Source organism: Paracrocinitomix mangrovi (assembly GCF_019740355.2).
GTDB lineage: Bacteria > Bacteroidota > Bacteroidia > Flavobacteriales_D > Crocinitomicaceae > Paracrocinitomix > Paracrocinitomix mangrovi.
In genome coordinates this window covers 3,953,865-3,971,203 of sequence record NZ_CP091819.1, presented here as the reverse complement: position 1 = coordinate 3,971,203, position 17,339 = coordinate 3,953,865, and the positions used below count along the sequence as shown (strand labels likewise).

Genomic DNA, 17,339 nt, shown 5'->3' with positions numbered 1-17,339 from the left:
GTTAAGTAATTTCTCTCCACGTCGGTTGAAAGTAAAAAATACCAGTACTCTTTGTTAAAGCCCTGTATACAATACTAGAACCTTCTATTATCTCAAAAGTTGCACAATGTTTTAAATAATCAAAATGTTCGTGGGTTGCTGCATCTCCAACCCATAAACTCAATTTGTAGTTATCTGGATAAAGCCTTATATCATCAAAAGTTAACTCAAATTCTTTAGTACCGATAAAAGGCGAAATATTGAAATTTGAATCGACGTCAGCTACATTGGCCAGTCTAGTTTCATCTGAACGATAAAAATGAATTGCAATAATGAATCTTACCAATTCAAATGAAGTGATTCTAAATTTTAATTTAAGAGATTGACCAATAAATAATTTATTTCCGGGATTATTTTCAACAAACAGTCCTAAGTATTCAAACTTCATTTGTCCTGTTCCTAATCTCCCTTCAAACTTTGTTAAATCATATTCGATTTCGTCTTTAGCATCATCAGAAGCTAAGTATCTAGAAATTGTTTCTTCTATTCCACCAAAATAAGTAGAAACTCCGTTCTCTATCAGCAATCCTTTAGTACAAAGGGCTTTTACAGATGTAAGATTATGACTTACAAAAAGAACTGTTCTACCACTCTTTGAAATATCTTGCATCTTTCCAATGCATTTTCTTTGAAACTCCAAATCTCCAACCGCCAGCACCTCATCCACTACAAGAATTTCAGAATCTAAAAATGCTGCAACCGCAAATCCTAGCCTAACAACCATTCCGGTTGAATATCTTTTAACCGGCGTATCAATGTATTTGGCACAACCAGAGAATTCGACAATTTCATCAAGTTTGGAAGCAATTTCCTTTTTTGTCATTCCTAAAATTGCCCCATTCAAAAAGATATTCTCCCTCCCTGTTAATTCAAGATGAAAACCGGTACCCACTTCTAAAAGTGAACTCATTCTACCTTTCATCTTTATTGTGCCTTTAGTAGGGCTAGTAATCTTTGATAATAGTTTAAGTAAGGTACTCTTTCCAGCTCCATTCTTACCTATTATTCCCAAAACATCACCATTATTCAACTCAAAAGAAACATCATTTAAGGCCCAAACATAATTTCCATCTGTTGAATTTGTCCTATCATTTACTTCAGACACTTTTATATAAGGGTCTTCCTTCCCTCTTACTTTATGCCAAAATCTATTTAGATCATGTGACAACGTTCCTGTACCAAATTGACCTAAACGATATTGTTTTGATATGTTGGAAACTTCCAATACTTTCTCTGACATTGACTTAAATACTATCCATAAAGGTTCGTTCAACTCTACCAAACACCTTCATTCCTATCCATAAAATGCAAAATGCAAAAACAAAACTGTATGCTAAAAAAGGAAAGTCCATTACTCCATAATCAAGTCCGAAAAAACCAACTTTAAAGGATTCAATAATGTTAGTCATAGGATTCAGTTGTAGAACCCATCTTGACTCTGCATTTATAGCATTCAAAGGATATACAACTGGCGTAATATACATGGCTAATTGGATTCCAAATTGAATCAGAAATCTTAAATCTCGGTATTTGATAGTCATTGAAGCTATAATCAAACCTACCCCCAATCCGAGAGCAGCCATACAAAGGATGAGAAATGGGATTAATAATAAATACAAATTCGGAGACAAATCTTGTTCAGTGACAAAAAAGAAAACTAAGTAAATCAACAGGAACAGCGCAAATTGAATTGCAAACTTAATGAGGTTCGTAATAACCAATGAAATCGGAGTTGCCAATCTTGGAAAATAAACCTTTCCAAAAATACTTTGATTAGCAATAAAGGTTTCTGAAGTTTTATTAATGCAATCGGCAAAATATGTCCAGGTAGTAACACCTAACATGTAAAAAAGCAGTGGATCAACACCAGTCTCTATTTTTGCAATTTTATTAAAAACGACATAAAAAGTAATAGTAGTAAGTACAGGTTGTATCACCACCCATAAAGGACCTAAAATTGTTTGTTTATAAAGTGAAATAAAATCCCTTTTAACAAATAGCAAAATCAAATCTTTATAACGAAGTAATTCCTTTAATTGAAAGGTTCCTTTACTTGTATCTGGTGAAATAATAATATCCCAATCTTGGTCCTTCATTTAAAATCTAATCATTTTTTTCACCATATTCACTACTGTATCCGTATCCATACCCGTATGAATAACCATAAGTATACTTGTATGCGTACTTTGAATAATAGTATTTTAACTTACTTTCTTTGATACCATTTAAGATTAAACCAAAATTAGTTTTTTCACTTTTCAATAATAAATTCTCAAGGAGTTTCACCCCTCTTCTTCTTGTGTACTTAGAATTTAATACAACAATAAAAACATCTACGTGTCTTGACAATTCCATGGTATCATTCAGTAACCCAAATGGTGGTGTATCAATAATTACAAAGTCATACTGAGCAGATAAATGATCTATTAATTCATTCACTCTTTGTTTAACAACTAATTCAGATGGATTAGGAGAGACAGGGCCTGCGGTAACAACATCCAAATTTTGGCCTACATCTTTTCTAATAATGTCCTCAATATTTGACTTTCCTATGATGTAATTAGAGATTCCATTCGTATTTTCAAGGTCAAACATTTTATGGATTTTAGGTTTATGTAAATCAAAATCTAAAATCACCGTTTTTTTCTCAGCCCTAGAATATAAAGTTGCCAAATTGGCAGAGCAAAACGTTTTTCCTTCACCCGGAAAATAAGAAGAAACCAGTATTTTATTTCCTTTCTTCTGATTATCTAATAAAAATGAAAGATTAGTTCTGATACTTCTAAAACTCTCTGCTATTTGAGATTTTGGGTTTTTATCAATTACAATATCATCACCTTGTTTATTGTCAAGTGGTATACCTCCTATTACATTTAGAGAACTCACTTCTTTTAATTCATGAACATTAGATATTTTGTGGAAAAAAAGTAATCTGATAAAAGCTATTAAAATTGCAACAATAAGTCCTCCTAAAATAAATAACCTCTTAAGCTTTGTCTTATTTGGCTGAATAGAACCCAACATTGAAGTTGTCTCTAAAATTCTTACTTGAGGAATAATTCCGGCTCTCGCAATCAATGTATTAGTCTTTTTCTCCAAAAGGAACATATACATCTTGTTATTTACATCTAATTCTCTTTGAATATTAGAAATCCCTTGTTGCGAAAGAGGAATTGATTTCACATTGTATTTATATCTTGCTATATATTGAGTGGCACTATCAATTCTATCATCTAATGCATTTTTCAGATTTTCTATATACTTAATAATATCCCTCTTTTTCATCAAAATCTCCTTTTTGAGATTTCTAATAATGGCATTTTCTTCAGTGGAATGGGTTAAACTAATTTCAAGATCTACTTGCAATGATCTAACCTCTGAAATAGCTTGCTGCAAATAAAAATCACGCTCCTCAATATAGAATGAAGGGGGTAAAATTCTAGAATCATCTGTTGATTCCAAATAAACCTTTAAAGCTTGAATTGAACTTTTCTGATTTTCTAGCTCTCTTTTTTCTTGAGAATATTTGATATACTCATCAAAATATTGGTCACCTTCTTTTGTAGGATCTAGAATAGCATTATTATCTCGATAATTTAATAATTCCATTTCCTTTTCCTCGATAAATATCTGAAGAGTATCAATCTGTTTCTCAATATTCATTAAGGTATTCTCGTTAACTTCTAACTGAACTCTTTTTGAAAAGTCAATATAAACTGAAGTAAGCGTATCCAGAAAAACTTTTGCCCTGTATTGCAGCTCATCAGTAACATAGACATCCAGAATACTTGTGTGCTCAATATTTTCAATCTTCAAACTTGATTGAAACTTTGAAATCAGATAATTTCTTGAATGAAAAATCACCTCATAATCTGATGACATTATTGTACCAATATTGTTGTCATTAAACTCGTACTGTTTTTTTAAATTAAGGCGAAAATCATCCGTAATTAGAGGTTGATCGAATTTTCCTTCTATCGAAAACTCATTTTCTCTAACATTGTAGTTTAACAAGTAACTGTTTTTATCTATTACTTCAACTTCAACGGCCTGTTCATAGATCAGAGGATTAATCACATCTACTTCAACAATGAATGGCAGGGTTCCGAAAACCTCCTGTTTCTTCAAACGTCCAACAACATAATATGAAGTTCCAATATCAATTTTATCAATTACCTCTCCGATCAAGTCTTTAGAACGTAAAATTCGCATTTGATTTTGCACGTCCATGTACACCCCATATGCTCCCAAACCTTTGTAGATGGGATCCTGGTAATCATATGTTTCGTTAGATTTTAAAAGTAATTGAGCCTTAGCACCATATATGTTTGACAACCGGTGAGTATATACATACCCAACCAGATATGCTAAAATTGGAACAAAAATAAGAATCAAAATATTCTTAGCAAAAAGCTTCCAAACGAACATTAAATCGTTTGAATCTATTAACTTATTAGACTTATGGGGTGTTTCGGCCATTTAAAAATTTCTATTCAAAACTTTATCTTTATGCGATACGCATATAATCTCCAAAAGTTTCGACAGTGCAAAGATACGCAACAAAGCCTACTATTACTATAATTTGGACGAATGAAAGTGAAAAATCTACCAATTGAAGCTGTTCAAATAACTATCTTTGACTAAAGTTTAATAAAAAGGAAGTTGAAAGATAAGTTTACTCAATATCTAAAGAATCCAATTTTCAAGTTTTTGTTCTTTGCCGGTATAATGTATATCAGTTGGCTACTTATCTACTATTTCCTTATAACAGAACATACTAGTTGGGACTATCATCTAGATCACAATATTGCCTATTTGTCACAGCAATTCATGCAATTATTCGGAGTTGAAACCTTTATAGATTTAGAAAGCGATCACGTTCTACTTTTTCTTACAGAAGGTAATTTGAGGGCTGTGATGATTGGTGATGAATGTAATGGATTCAAACTTTTTGCTGTTTTCAGCATTTTTATTTTGGCTTTTCCCGGTAAATGGAAAGCAAAAATGTGGTTTGTACCGTTGGGAATGCTGATTATACATTTAGCTAATATTATCAGGGTTTGTGCCTTATTATTGATTTACGACAAATACCCCGAATACCTTGATTTTAATCATCTATATACCTTTACTATTTTTGTTTACGCCATCATCCTAATTCTTTGGTTATGGTATATCAAAAAGTTCAGCCTATATGCCAAAAAAGATTAAGCTTATACTATCCATTACTGGTATTATTCTGCTTGGTTTTTTAAGGGGATACATCTTTTATAACACCAATTGGATTTATAAAACCCTTACTGTAGGTAGAATCAATCAGGCTCGTTCTGAATTTAATTTTATGCTAGACTGGACAGTTACTGAAGTGGTCATCTTTAAATGGATAATGACATTTTCATTCACCATTTTGTTTTTAGGGTTGTCATTGCTGATTATCCATTATGCGTTTGGACAAAGAAAGCACCTCAAAGCCATGAGTCTCGTTTATGCAGGTCTGATTGGGATTTCAGGAGTACTTTTTTTAATAGGATACATTTTCGGATTTTCATTTGAACTTTATGAGGTAATCCATACCATTATGATGCTGGCTCAATCATTTGTACCGGTGTTAATAGTTTGGTTGGTAATTAAATACATTCCCAGTAGTTGATTTGGAAATACCTGACTTATATTTGTAATACAATTTTGATAAATCATGAAAGCAGATTCTACCATTTTTAATCTTATTGAACAAGAAAGAAAACGCCAGCAAGAAGGTGTTGAGTTAATTGCATCTGAAAACTTTGTAAGTGATCAGGTAATGCAGGCAATGGGTTCTATTTTAACCAACAAATATGCTGAAGGATTGCCGCATAAAAGATATTATGGTGGATGTCAAATTGTTGATCAGGTTGAAGAATTAGCAATTGAGAGATTAAAAAAATTGTTTGGTGCTACTTGGGCAAACGTTCAGCCACATGCAGGTTCACAAGCAAATTACGCAGTTACATTAGCTTGTCTTAATCCTGGAGATATGATTTTAGGATTTGACCTTTCTCATGGTGGACACTTAACACATGGTTCTCCGGTAAACTTTTCAGGTAAAAGATTTGAAAACTGTTTTTATGGAGTTAATAAAGAAACGGGATATGTTGACTATGATCAGATGGAGCAAATTGCTAAAGAGAAAAAGCCTAAACTGATCATTGTTGGTGCCTCTGCCTATTCAAGAGATTGGGATTATGCACGTGTTAGACAAATTGCTGATGAAGTTGGCGCAGTTATTTTAGCAGACATTTCACATCCCGCAGGATTAATTGCCAAAGGTTTATTGAAAGATCCATTTGACCATTGTCACATTGTAACTACTACTACTCATAAAACATTAAGAGGTCCTAGAGGTGGTGTTATTATGCTGCGCCATGACTTTGAAAATCCATGGGGAATCAAAACAAACAAAGGAGATTTAAGAATGATGAGTTCTTTGCTTGATTCTGCTGTTTTCCCTGGAAGCCAAGGTGGACCGCTGGAACATGTTATTGCAGCAAAAGCAGTAGCTTTTGAAGAGGCCTTGTCAGATGATTTTAAAACTTATGGTGAGCAAGTAATCAAGAATGCTAAAGTTATGGCAGATGAACTTGTAAACAGAGGATATAAAATCATTTCCGGAGGAACTGATAATCATTCAATGTTAATTGACCTGAGATCTAAAAATATTACCGGTAAAGATGCTGAAAACGCATTGGTTAAAGCAGAAATTACTGTCAATAAAAATATGGTTCCATTTGACGATCAATCTCCTTTTGTTACATCTGGGATTAGATTGGGTACAGCTGCTATCACTACCAGAGGGATTACTGAGAATCAGATACCTCAAATTGTAGAAATGATAGACAAAGTGATTATGAATCCAAATGATGAGGCTGTTATAAAAGGTGTTAAAGGAGACGTTCATCAATTGATGGCAGCACTACCTTTATTTAATTGGTAGGCTATCTTTAAATGAGATTAGATCACATAAAAAGCTTAGATGGTCTTAGAACAATAGCTATCTTTTTAGTATTGTTTTGGCATTATGTTGTGTGTCAATTATCCGGTGACATGTTTGGTGGATACGCTAGAAAAATTAACACTTTCTTTTCATGGACATGGAGTGGAGTGGACTTATTTTTTGTACTTTCTGGATTTTTAATTGGAAGGATTCTATTATTTAACAAAGGGTCCAAAAACTTCTTCAAAGCTTTTTACATAAGAAGACTACTGAGAATTTTTCCTGCCTATTACTTTATTATTCTATTAATGCTGGTTTATTCTACTTTTGGAAATACCAGTGACTGGTTAATTGGCAATCTTTACCCATCATATTCATACCTCCTATACATTCAAAATTTTTATATGGCGATTGAGGGGTTTGGATCACATTGGTTGTCGGTGACTTGGTCTTTAGCAATTGAAGAACAATTTTACATGATCTTGCCCTTTGTTGTATTTCTGTTTAAAAGAAAAACAACTATTTTAATTGCAATAATTGGCATTTTTCTATCTCCTGTATTACGGGAAATTTCGGAACCACTATTAGGATTAAAGCTGGGCGATTATGTCTTGTTACCCATGCGAATGGATGCACTATTAATTGGTGTGGTAATAGCACATTTTTATTTGAATGGAACCATTCAAAACTATTTTAGTAAAAGAAAAAAAATTCTTGGTGTTTCAATAGTAGCACTTTTTTTAGCCTATCTAACATATGTTATCAAAGGAAATGGAGGTGTTATTGGAGATTCAATAGCACATAGTATGTTAACGTTGTTTTATGGGTTATTCCTGATATTTGTACTGATTAGTAAAGGAGATGCAACAGAAAAATTTCTTTCAAACAAAATATTTTCGTTTGTAGCAAAAATTTCATACATGATTTATTTGTCTCATGAGATAATATCAGGTTTGTTACACCATTATTTAGCAGGTCAAACGCCTCAAATAAATAACTTTTTTGATGTTAGTATAACTTTTCTATCACTAATTATTACAATAGTCTTTTCCACAATCACATACTACCTTTTCGAATTAAGATTAACGGGTTTAGGTAAGAAATTCAAATATTAATTTTCCTATATCTTCCAACTTTCATAACTTGCTAACTCCAAGACTATGAAAGTAATAGGTGTTATATCTGTTTTTTTACTGCTAATTTCCTGTAAAAAGGAAGAAACAGTATTACCCAAAGCATCTCACGACATTAGGATGATTTCTTATTTGTATGAGAATGACATCTATTTTATGTCAGACTTTGAATCCAATCCTGCAAAAATCACAAATTCACCTGAAGTAGAGAAAACGGAACTACGAATGTCTCCTGATGCAACAAAATTTGCCTACATCAGAGATCAAAATACAATTGAAATTGTCAATTACAAGAATGAATTAATTAAGCATATTCCAAATTTAAATAACCTTAAATCTTATGATTGGAGTGAAGATGGAAATACACTCATCTATTTTGCCAACGGAGATTTAAATTTTGATGGTCCATCTGTAGAATATGCAATTCCAGAGATTCCAGCTTCAGTTCCCACTTCCGGTAGCGCAAGTATCTCAAATATTGCCATCAGCAATAATGGTACGGCCGCTTATGTAGTTAGTTGGTATTATGTTTATGACCAGTGGACAACTGAATACCATTACTACTTAGTTCGTAAAAAACTGAATGAATCCCCGGTAATTTTATCTGACGCCTACTATAATTATACTCATTTACAGTTTTCGCAAAACAATGACCTTCATGCAATGTACAACTATACTTACAACATGATATATTCTGAAAATAGTGATGAAGCATTAAGCATAAATAGTGATCTACATTACGGAATCTATAATTCAAAAAAGGAGGCAATGATTGGTTTGCATCAAAATCCTTCAGATCCGGTTAAATACAAATTGGCCATTTATTATTTGGGTGGAAAATTAGAAACCAACAACTCCACTTCATTAGGCTTATCTGGCATCAATAATATTGACTGGAAACAACAATTTTAATAATGGTCTTGCCCATTTGAATTTGATCTGAGTGTATCTCTTTCCAAGGACTCGTAATAGGCTTTGTACATTTTTCGATCTGACCTAGGTGCTTTTTCCCACATATTACCGCAAACATGCTTATTGGCACATCCAACCATAAAGACAAACAAGGAAATAAATGGCACTACAGTTTTGCTAAACCTACTTGACTTAGCATTGCGTTTTGTTTTGCGATAATACCTGTTAACCTTATCTCTCCAATCTCCAAAAACGCCATCCAACTGATAGGATTGATAAACACCACAAGATGATATTTCTTTATTCTCTTCAGAAGATTTGTCAAAAGAATCTAGATTCATTTTTGAATAATCAAAAACTTTTTTGTCACACTGTGTGCAATGAAATCCACCTTTACACTTTGGCATTGAGTGAATATCAATAGGACAATTAAATTTTAATCTTGCGTCTTTCTGCATAGCTTGATAACGCAAATTACAAAATAAATTACTGCATTACAATGCCGCCAACAACAACTCGATATTTTTGTAAGGCAAGTCAAACACTTTACCTAATATTTCAGATGTTAATTTCCCTTGATACACATATACTCCGCTTCTAAAACCGGGGTTCTTTTTGATCATATCTTTACATCCTCCCATTTCACCCATTTCCAATAAAAGAGGTGAAAATATATTACTTAGCGCAACAGAAGCTGTTCTAGATACTCTGGCAGCAATGTTAGGCACGCAATAATGAACAACATCATGTTTTACATAAGTTGGCGCATCATGATTGGTCAATTTTGAAGTTTCAAAACAACCTCCTTGATCAATACTAACATCAACCACTACTGATCCCGGCTTCATTCCTTCAATCATTTCTTCAGTAACAATACAAGGAGTTCTTCCTAACCCCGCTCTAACTGCTCCTATCACTACATCTGCACGCATTATTGCTTTATCCAACAACTTAGGTTGAATTACTGATGTATAGACGCGCATTCCAACATCATTTTGAAGTCTTCTTAACTTTGAAATTGAATTATCAAAAACTTTAACCGAGGCACCTAAACCTAAAGCGGCTCTACAAGCATACTCGCCTACGGTTCCTGCTCCAAGAATCACCACTTCCGTTGGCCTAACTCCTGCAACTCCTCCTAACATTATTCCATTTCCGGATTTGTAATTGGACAACAATTCTGAAGCCACTAAAATAGAAGTTGTTCCTGCTATTTCACCCATTGCTCTTACAACGGTATAAATCCCATGCTCATCCTGAATATAATCCCAGGCAACAGCAGTGATTTTTTTATTCATTAAAGTTGTTAAAGTCTTTTTAGGATGTAAGGTCAATTGTAAGGCAGAAATTAAAGTTTGATTTCCCGGCATCATTTCCAATTCTTCTGCAGATGGTGGAGCAACTTTTAAAATAATATTAGCCTTAAAAACTTCTGTTTTATCTTCTACTATTTGTGCTCCGGCTTCTGAATAAGCAACATCTTCATATCTAGCTTGTTTACCTGCACCGGCTTCAACTAAAATTTGATGTCCATTACTGGTCAACAACTGCACGGCTTCCGGATTTAGCGCAACCCTATTCTCTTGATAAGTGGTTTCCTTTGGAATCCCTATCATCAACTTACCTTTCTTTCTTCCTATGGCCAACATTTCTTCCTGAGGAAGTAGTGAGCCCTCCACCATAAGGGATTTTAACGTTTCCGGATCTGTCATACTAATTCTAATTCAATATTTCTGGTCTTATTTTCAACCTTGATAGATAGAGATACGATACCTTGAGGAATAAGGTTTTCAATTCTCTCAGGCCATTCAATGAAAACATAGGCGTCTTCTTCAAAAATCTCTTCTATACCAATATCTAAGGCTTCCTCTTCATCATTGATTCTATAAAAATCAAAATGATAAATTGCACCATAATTTACTGAAAAATATTCATTAACTAATGAAAAAGTAGGCGAAGAACCTTCATCTTCAGCCCCCATTTGTTTAATGATCTCTTTTACCAAAGTTGTCTTTCCGGCCCCCATTTCACCTCTGAGGATAACAAACTTTTGGTTGTGTGATTTTAAAAATTCCAGAATTTCAGCTGCTGCAGCAGGTAATCCAGAGAGTTCATCAACTTTTATATTCATTGAATTCTATTTTGGAGACAACTCAATCCAAGGAATAATCATTTCTTCTAAAGATACTCCTCCATGCTGAAATGTGTCCTTATAATACTTCACATAATGGTTGTAATTATTTGGATATGCAAAGAAATCATTCTCTTTTGAAAAGACAAACTTGTCACTCATGTTTTCTTTAGGCAGCATAATATCTTCAGGGTTTGATGATACTATCACTTCCTTTTCACTGTAGTTTAAGTTTCTACCTATTTTGTAGCGCAAGTTGGTATTTGTATTTCTATCTCCCTGAATTTTAACAGGATTATCTACGTGAATAGTTCCATGATCAGTTGTGATAAAGGTCTTAATCTTGCTATCAGCAATTTTTCTTAAAAGCTCTTTTAAAGGAGAATGATTGAACCAAGACACAGTCAATGACCTGTATGCCGGCTCGTCATCAGCCAACTCTTTTATCACTTCCATTTCTGTTCTGGCGTGTGATAACATATCCACAAAATTGTAGACAATTACATTTAGATCATTTTGTTGAAGTTCATTGAATCTATCCACTAACTTTTTCGCAAAATCTAACCTCACTACTTTGTTGTATGACATTTTGATTTGCTTGTTATTGCGTTTCAAATTCGCTTGCAACAACTCTTCTTCATGCATATTTTTTCCGCCTTCATCATTTTCATTTAACCATAAATTGGGATGCTTTTTTGAAATATTCAGCGGCATCAAACCTGCAAAAAGAGCGTTACGGGCATAATGCGTTGCAGTAGGTAAAATTGAATAAAATAGCTCTTCTTTATCTACATTAAAAAACTCATTGATTAAAGGTTGCAATACTTTCCATTGATCCAATCTCAAATTGTCAATTACAATTAAAAAAACTGGTTCTTTACCTAAATGTTCAAAAAGATTTGTTTGCAATAATTGATGTGACATCAAGGGAGCATCCTCATCTCCATTTAACCATGCGCGGTAATTTTGATCAACAAATTTGCAAAACTGGGTATTGGCCTCCTTCTTTTGCATATTAAATACCTCTTTCATTCCGCCATCAGAAGACCCTTCTAACTTCAATTCCCAACGAACCAATTTATCATAGATTTCTGCCCATTCATTGGCGTCCATTCTATCATTTAGTTGCATTCCAATTTGACGAAACTCTTGTTGATAATCTGAAGAAGTTTTTTGGCTCACCAAATCCTTTGAAGTCAAGTTCTTTTTAAGGGATAACAAAATCTGGTTTGGATTAACCGGTTTAATCAGGTAATCTGAGATTTGACCACCTATCGCCTCCTCCATTATGTGTTCTTCCTCACTTTTTGTAATCATTACAATAGGAACAGAAGAATTTAATTCTTTGATCTTAGTTAATGTCTCCAAACCTGATAATCCGGGCATATTTTCATCCAAAAAGATAATATCATAATGATTTTCCTTGGACATTTCTACTGCATCAGATCCATTGTTGGCGGTATCTATTTCATAACCTTTTTCCTCTAGAAAGAGAATGTGTGGTTTTAGTAAGTCAATTTCATCATCTGCCCAAAGTATTCTACCTTCCATATTTTGTTAATTTAGCCGTTAAATTAATTATTTGAGTTTGCAAAACGCCACTTCCAATAAAAGAAAAATAATCAACGATCCTGTACATGGTTTTATTACCATCCCACATGATTTTATTTATGATTTAATCCAACACCCTTTTGTACAGAGGTTAAGAAGGATTAAACAATTAGGAATGTCTCATTTAGTATATCCCGGAGCAAATCATACCAGATTTCACCATGCGCTTGGAGCTATGCATTTGATGTCAAAGGCAATTACTGTACTCAAAAAAAAGGGAGTTGAAATTACGGATGATGAGAAACTAGCTGTTCGTGCAGCAATATTATTGCATGATATTGGGCACGGTCCTTTTTCACATACATTAGAACATTCCCTGCTTGAGTCTTCCAACCATGAAGATCTTTCATTACTGTTTATGAACAGATTAAATGAGGAGTTTAATGGCAAACTAGATTTAGCTATTTCAATTTTCACCAACCAATATCACAAACCCTTTTTACATCAACTAGTATCAGGTCAGCTGGACATGGATAGATTAGATTATTTACAAAGGGATAGTTTCTTTACTGGAGTATCTGAAGGAATTGTGGGAGCTGAGCGCATCATTACTATGTTAAATGTAAGAGATGGAGAATTGGTGGTTGAAGAAAAAGGAATTTATTCAATAGAGAATTTTATTTCAGCCAGAAGAATCATGTATTGGCAGGTTTACATGCACAAAACTGTTGTTTCTTCTGAGTATATGTTAATCAACATATTAAAAAGGGCCAATTATCTTTTTGACAATGGATTAGATCTATTTGCTAGTCCTTATTTGAAGGTTTTCTTAAAGAATAGGTATACAATAGAGGATTTTAAAACGCAGCCAGAGCTTTTGAATCAGTTTGCTTTAATTGATGATAACGATCTAATTTCTGCGATAAAGGTTTGGCAGTTTTCAGAAGACAAGGTACTTAGACTGCTTTGCGAAAGAATAATGTCACGAAATCTGTTTAAAACTGAAATCACAAAAGAACCGGCTGACCCTCAACGCATCAATGAAATTAAAAATGAATTGATGAGCTCTTTGCAAATCACAGAATCAGAATTGGAGTATTTTATTGATACAGAGATTCTTGTAAACAATGCTTACAACGAACGGACAAAACAAATCCACATCCTATCTAAAGATGGTTCTATACAGGATTTAGCAATGGCTTCTGACAATTTTAACATCCTATCACTTTCAAAGCCAGTAGAAAAGTTTTGTCTGTGTTATTACAATGTTAAGTAGATGTAATTTTAGTGTTCGTCTTTTTTTCAAACCATTTGTTGAAAACTTCGTTATTTGGTGTACACCCCCCGGTATTTAATTATTATTTTTGACACAATGGAATTTTCTGCCCAGCAAATTGCTGACATACTAAACGGCCAAATAGTAGGAGATGCAGCTACTGCTGTTTCTGGATTATCTAAAATTGAAGAAGGTAAACCGGGGACACTTTCATTTTTGGCTAATCCTAAATATGAAGATTATATCTACACAACAAAATCTTCTATTGTAATTGTTAATGCAGATTTTTCACCACAGAAAGAATTACCCGGAGGATGTACGTTAATAAAAGTACCTGAAGCCTATACTGCTTTTGCTAAACTTTTGGAAATGTATGATCAGGCAATGGCCAAAACTCCAAAGATTGAAGAGATGTCCTATGTTTCTCCATCTGCAAAAATTGGTAAAGATGTTTATATCGGTGCCTTTGCCTATGTTGCAGACAATGCCGAGATTGGAGATAACGTTCAGATATACCCTAATTCGTACATTGGAGACAATGTAAAAATAGGAGATAACACAGTTGTTTACAGTGGCGTTCATGTTTACCGTGATTGTATTATTGGCAAACATTGTACACTACATTCAGGTGCCATCATTGGTGCAGATGGATTTGGATTTGCTCCAAATTCTGAAAACAATTATCAAAAAGTTCCTCAAATAGGAAATACCATATTAGAAGATCATGTTAGTATAGGTGCAAACACTACTGTTGACCGAGCTACACTTGGATCTACCATTGTGAAAAAGGGTGTTAAACTTGACAATCTGGTTCAAATTGGACACAATGTTGTAATTGGTGAGAACACCGTTATGGCGGCACAAGTAGGTATTGCGGGTTCTACCAAACTGGGTAAAAACATCATGATTGGTGGACAGGTAGGAATTGTCGGACATATTGAAATTGCAGATGAAGTAAAAATTGGGGCGCAATCTGGCGTTGGTAAAACCATCCGCAAACAAGGCGAAACAGTTTTAGGATCACCGGCATATGAGTCAGAAGACTACAAAAAAGCTTACATGGGATTTAGAAGGCTTCCTTTTATCCTAAACAAGCTTCGTGAATTGGAAAATGAATTAAATCAACTTAAGGAAAAGAACGAATCGAATGGCTGAAAAGCAAAAAACCTTAAATGGCCCCGTTGAGTTAACTGGTGTAGGTTTGCACACGGGAGAACAAGTAACGCTCACTATATTACCGGCAGCAGATAATCACGGATACAAATTTCAACGCGTTGATTTAGAAGGTCAACCAATTATTAAAGCAGATCCTGATAATGTAGTTTCTACCGAAAGAGGTACAACTCTTGAAGAAAAAGGAGGACGTGTTTATACAACTGAGCATGTTTTGGCAGCATTATATGCCTTGCAGGTAGACAATGCGCTAATCCAATTAAATGGTCCTGAAGTTCCAATTATGGACGGAAGCTCTAAACCTTTTGTTGAAGGCATTAAAGTTGTTGGTTTAGTTGAACAAGAAGCCGAGCGTGATTACTTTGTTTTAACTGAAAACATTAAGTGGGAAGATCCTGAAAAAGGAGTTGAATTTTTAGCTATTCCTGATAACAATTACCGTGTTACTGTAATGGTAGATTACAATTCACCGGTTTTAGGCACCCAACATGCCAGCATGCTGGATATCAGAGATTTTGAAAAAGAAATTGCTTCATGTAGAACCTTCTGTTTTTTACGTGAATTAGAGTATTTAGCAGATAATAATTTGATCAAAGGTGGTGATTTAGATAATGCCATTGTACTAGTAGAAAGAGAAGACATTAGTCAAAATGAACTTAACACCCTGGCAAAAAAATTAGGTAAAGAAAATCTTTCTGTTACTTATGAAGGGATTGGAACTTTAAACCACACAGCACTATCTTTTGAAAATGAACCTGCAAGACACAAATTATTGGATATAATTGGTGACCTTGCCTTGGTAGGAAGACCTATTAAAGCTCATATTTTGGCTGCCAGACCGGGACATAACGGAAATACAAGGTTTGCCAAAGTATTGAAAGACCAAATTAAGAAACAAGAAAATCAAGGAAAGAAATTTGACCTTGAAAAAGAACCTCTTTACGATACTGCAGCCATTGAAAAAATGCTTCCTCACAGATATCCATTCTTGTTAGTAGACAAGGTTATGGAAATTACTGAGGACACAATCATTGGTGTAAAAAACGTAACAATGAATGAGCCTCAATTCACCGGGCATTTTCCTGGAAATCCGATTTTCCCGGGGGTGTTACAAATTGAAGCAATGGCTCAATGTGGAGGTGTTTTTGCCTTGAGCAAAGTTGAAGATCCACATCTTTATTCTACTTATTTCATGAAGATTGACAATGTTAAATTTAAAAACATGGTTCGTCCTGGTGACACTATAGTCTTTGAATTAAAATTATTGTCTCCAATCAGAAGAGGATTGGTAAACATGGGTGGAGTAGCATATGTTAACGGTAAAGCGGTTATGTCAGCAGATATGTTGGCACAAGTTGTAAAAGACAGAACTGAATGATCAGCAATTTAGCGCAAATACATCCAAAAGCACAATTAGGAAACAATGTGACGGTAGAAGGTTTTACTACCATTTACGAAGATGTTGTAATTGGAGACGGAACTCATATTGGACCCAATGTGACTATTTATCCCGGTGCAAGAATCGGTAAAAATTGTCAAATATTTCCCGGAGCAGTTATTTCTGCTGTACCACAAGATTTGAAATTTAAAGGTGAATACACCACTACTGAAATTGGAGACAATACGGTAATTAGAGAATGTGTAACAATTCACCGAGGTACAGAAGACATGATGAAAACCACGGTAGGAAACAACTGTTTATTGATGGGTTATGTGCACGTTGCACATGATTGTCAAATAGGAAACAATTGCATCCTTGCCAATTACACAGGTTTATCAGGTCATAATATACTTGAAGACTATGTGATTCTGGAAGGGAAAGTAGGAACACAACAGTTTATTAGAATTGGTGAAAATTCATTTGTAGCGGGTGGTACTTTGGTAAGAAAAAATGTTCCTCCATTTATTAGAGCTGCAAGAGAACCTATAACTTTTGCCGGTGTAAATGCAATTGGTTTAAGAAGAAGAGGATGGAGTGATGCTGAAATCAAAATAGTAGAAGATGCTTATCGTCAATTGTTCGTTATGAACAACACCATTTCTGCAGGTGTAGCTGCAATTGAATCTGAAGTGGAAGATGGCGACATCAAAAATAAAATTCTAAATTTCATTAAAATGTCGGACCGCGGAATCATCAAAGGTCCAATGTAAAACTAA

At 34.2% G+C, this 17,339-nt stretch carries 16 protein-coding genes; 9 read left to right on the top strand and 7 right to left on the bottom strand.

Going from position 1 to position 17,339, the window contains the following annotated elements; genetic code table 11:
* Position 1: 1 nt before the first annotated feature.
* The 3 genes from K6119_RS17695 to K6119_RS17685 are packed head-to-tail and all read right to left on the bottom strand — an operon-like array spanning position 2 to position 4,518.
* On the bottom strand, positions 2-1,279 hold the full coding sequence (locus K6119_RS17695; RefSeq protein ID WP_221834967.1) for an ABC transporter ATP-binding protein: 1,278 nt from the start codon (positions 1,277-1,279) through the stop codon (positions 2-4).
* A 4-nt stretch (positions 1,280-1,283) separates the two neighbouring features.
* On the bottom strand, positions 1,284-2,135 hold the full coding sequence (locus tag K6119_RS17690) for an ABC transporter permease (RefSeq protein WP_221834969.1): 852 nt from the start codon (positions 2,133-2,135) through the stop codon (positions 1,284-1,286).
* Between the two features lie 7 nt (positions 2,136-2,142).
* A complete protein-coding gene (locus tag K6119_RS17685; RefSeq protein ID WP_221834971.1) occupies positions 2,143-4,518 on the bottom strand; it encodes a polysaccharide biosynthesis tyrosine autokinase in 2,376 nt (791 codons plus the stop codon).
* A gap of 183 nt (positions 4,519-4,701) precedes the next feature.
* Between K6119_RS17685 and xrtX the strand changes: the two genes are divergently transcribed.
* Genes xrtX through K6119_RS17660 form a run of 5 tightly spaced genes read left to right on the top strand, consistent with a single transcriptional unit; the run spans position 4,702 to position 9,051 of the window.
* The gene (xrtX, locus tag K6119_RS17680) at positions 4,702-5,247 is read left to right on the top strand and encodes an exosortase X (protein WP_221834973.1); all 546 of its coding nucleotides are present in this window, start codon (positions 4,702-4,704) and stop codon (positions 5,245-5,247) included.
* A complete protein-coding gene (locus tag K6119_RS17675) occupies positions 5,231-5,686 on the top strand; it encodes an XrtX-associated membrane protein (RefSeq protein ID WP_221834975.1) in 456 nt (151 codons plus the stop codon). The genes xrtX and K6119_RS17675 overlap by 17 nt, the downstream gene beginning before the upstream one ends.
* A 45-nt stretch (positions 5,687-5,731) precedes the next feature.
* The gene (glyA, locus tag K6119_RS17670) at positions 5,732-7,006 is read left to right on the top strand and encodes a serine hydroxymethyltransferase (RefSeq protein WP_221834977.1); all 1,275 of its coding nucleotides are present in this window, start codon (positions 5,732-5,734) and stop codon (positions 7,004-7,006) included.
* Positions 7,007-7,017: 11 nt separating this feature from the next.
* Entirely contained in the window at positions 7,018-8,121 is a 1,104-nt protein-coding gene (locus K6119_RS17665) for an acyltransferase family protein (RefSeq protein WP_221834981.1), read from the top strand.
* Between the two features lie 45 nt (positions 8,122-8,166).
* Positions 8,167-9,051 carry a hypothetical protein gene (locus K6119_RS17660; RefSeq protein ID WP_221834984.1) on the top strand — a complete coding sequence of 295 codons (885 nt, stop codon included), beginning with the start codon at positions 8,167-8,169 and terminating at the stop codon, positions 9,049-9,051.
* Here the strand turns inward: K6119_RS17660 and K6119_RS17655 are convergent.
* From K6119_RS17655 to porX, 4 genes are read right to left on the bottom strand one after another with little or no spacing between them, the layout of a single operon-like run.
* Positions 9,048-9,509 (bottom strand): hypothetical protein, encoded by a 462-nt coding sequence (locus K6119_RS17655; protein WP_221834986.1) that lies wholly within the window; start codon positions 9,507-9,509, stop codon positions 9,048-9,050. The genes K6119_RS17660 and K6119_RS17655 overlap by 4 nt on opposite strands.
* Positions 9,510-9,545: 36 nt before the next feature.
* The gene (locus K6119_RS17650) at positions 9,546-10,763 is read right to left on the bottom strand and encodes an alanine dehydrogenase (protein ID WP_237828049.1); all 1,218 of its coding nucleotides are present in this window, start codon (positions 10,761-10,763) and stop codon (positions 9,546-9,548) included.
* Positions 10,760-11,182: a tRNA (adenosine(37)-N6)-threonylcarbamoyltransferase complex ATPase subunit type 1 TsaE gene (gene tsaE, locus K6119_RS17645; RefSeq protein ID WP_221834995.1), complete on the bottom strand. Its 423-nt coding sequence runs from the start codon at positions 11,180-11,182 to the stop codon at positions 10,760-10,762. The genes K6119_RS17650 and tsaE overlap by 4 nt, the downstream gene beginning before the upstream one ends.
* Positions 11,183-11,188: 6 nt before the next feature.
* The gene (gene porX / locus K6119_RS17640; RefSeq protein WP_221834997.1) at positions 11,189-12,733 is read right to left on the bottom strand and encodes a T9SS response regulator signal transducer PorX; all 1,545 of its coding nucleotides are present in this window, start codon (positions 12,731-12,733) and stop codon (positions 11,189-11,191) included.
* A gap of 31 nt (positions 12,734-12,764) precedes the next feature.
* Between porX and K6119_RS17635 the strand changes: the two genes are divergently transcribed.
* From K6119_RS17635 to lpxA, 4 genes are all read left to right on the top strand, one after another.
* Complete coding sequence (locus K6119_RS17635; RefSeq protein ID WP_237828048.1) at positions 12,765-14,009, top strand: HD domain-containing protein; 1,245 nt, start codon at positions 12,765-12,767, stop codon at positions 14,007-14,009.
* A gap of 96 nt (positions 14,010-14,105) precedes the next feature.
* Positions 14,106-15,164, top strand: coding sequence for a UDP-3-O-(3-hydroxymyristoyl)glucosamine N-acyltransferase (gene lpxD / locus K6119_RS17630; protein WP_221834999.1), 1,059 nt, complete (start codon positions 14,106-14,108; stop codon positions 15,162-15,164).
* Entirely contained in the window at positions 15,157-16,560 is a 1,404-nt protein-coding gene (locus K6119_RS17625; protein ID WP_221835001.1) for a bifunctional UDP-3-O-[3-hydroxymyristoyl] N-acetylglucosamine deacetylase/3-hydroxyacyl-ACP dehydratase, read from the top strand. The genes lpxD and K6119_RS17625 overlap by 8 nt, the downstream gene beginning before the upstream one ends.
* Complete coding sequence (gene lpxA / locus K6119_RS17620) at positions 16,557-17,333, top strand: acyl-ACP--UDP-N-acetylglucosamine O-acyltransferase (RefSeq protein WP_221835003.1); 777 nt, start codon at positions 16,557-16,559, stop codon at positions 17,331-17,333. Before K6119_RS17625 ends, lpxA begins: the two co-directional genes overlap by 4 nt.
* The last annotated feature ends 6 nt before the right edge of the window (positions 17,334-17,339 follow it).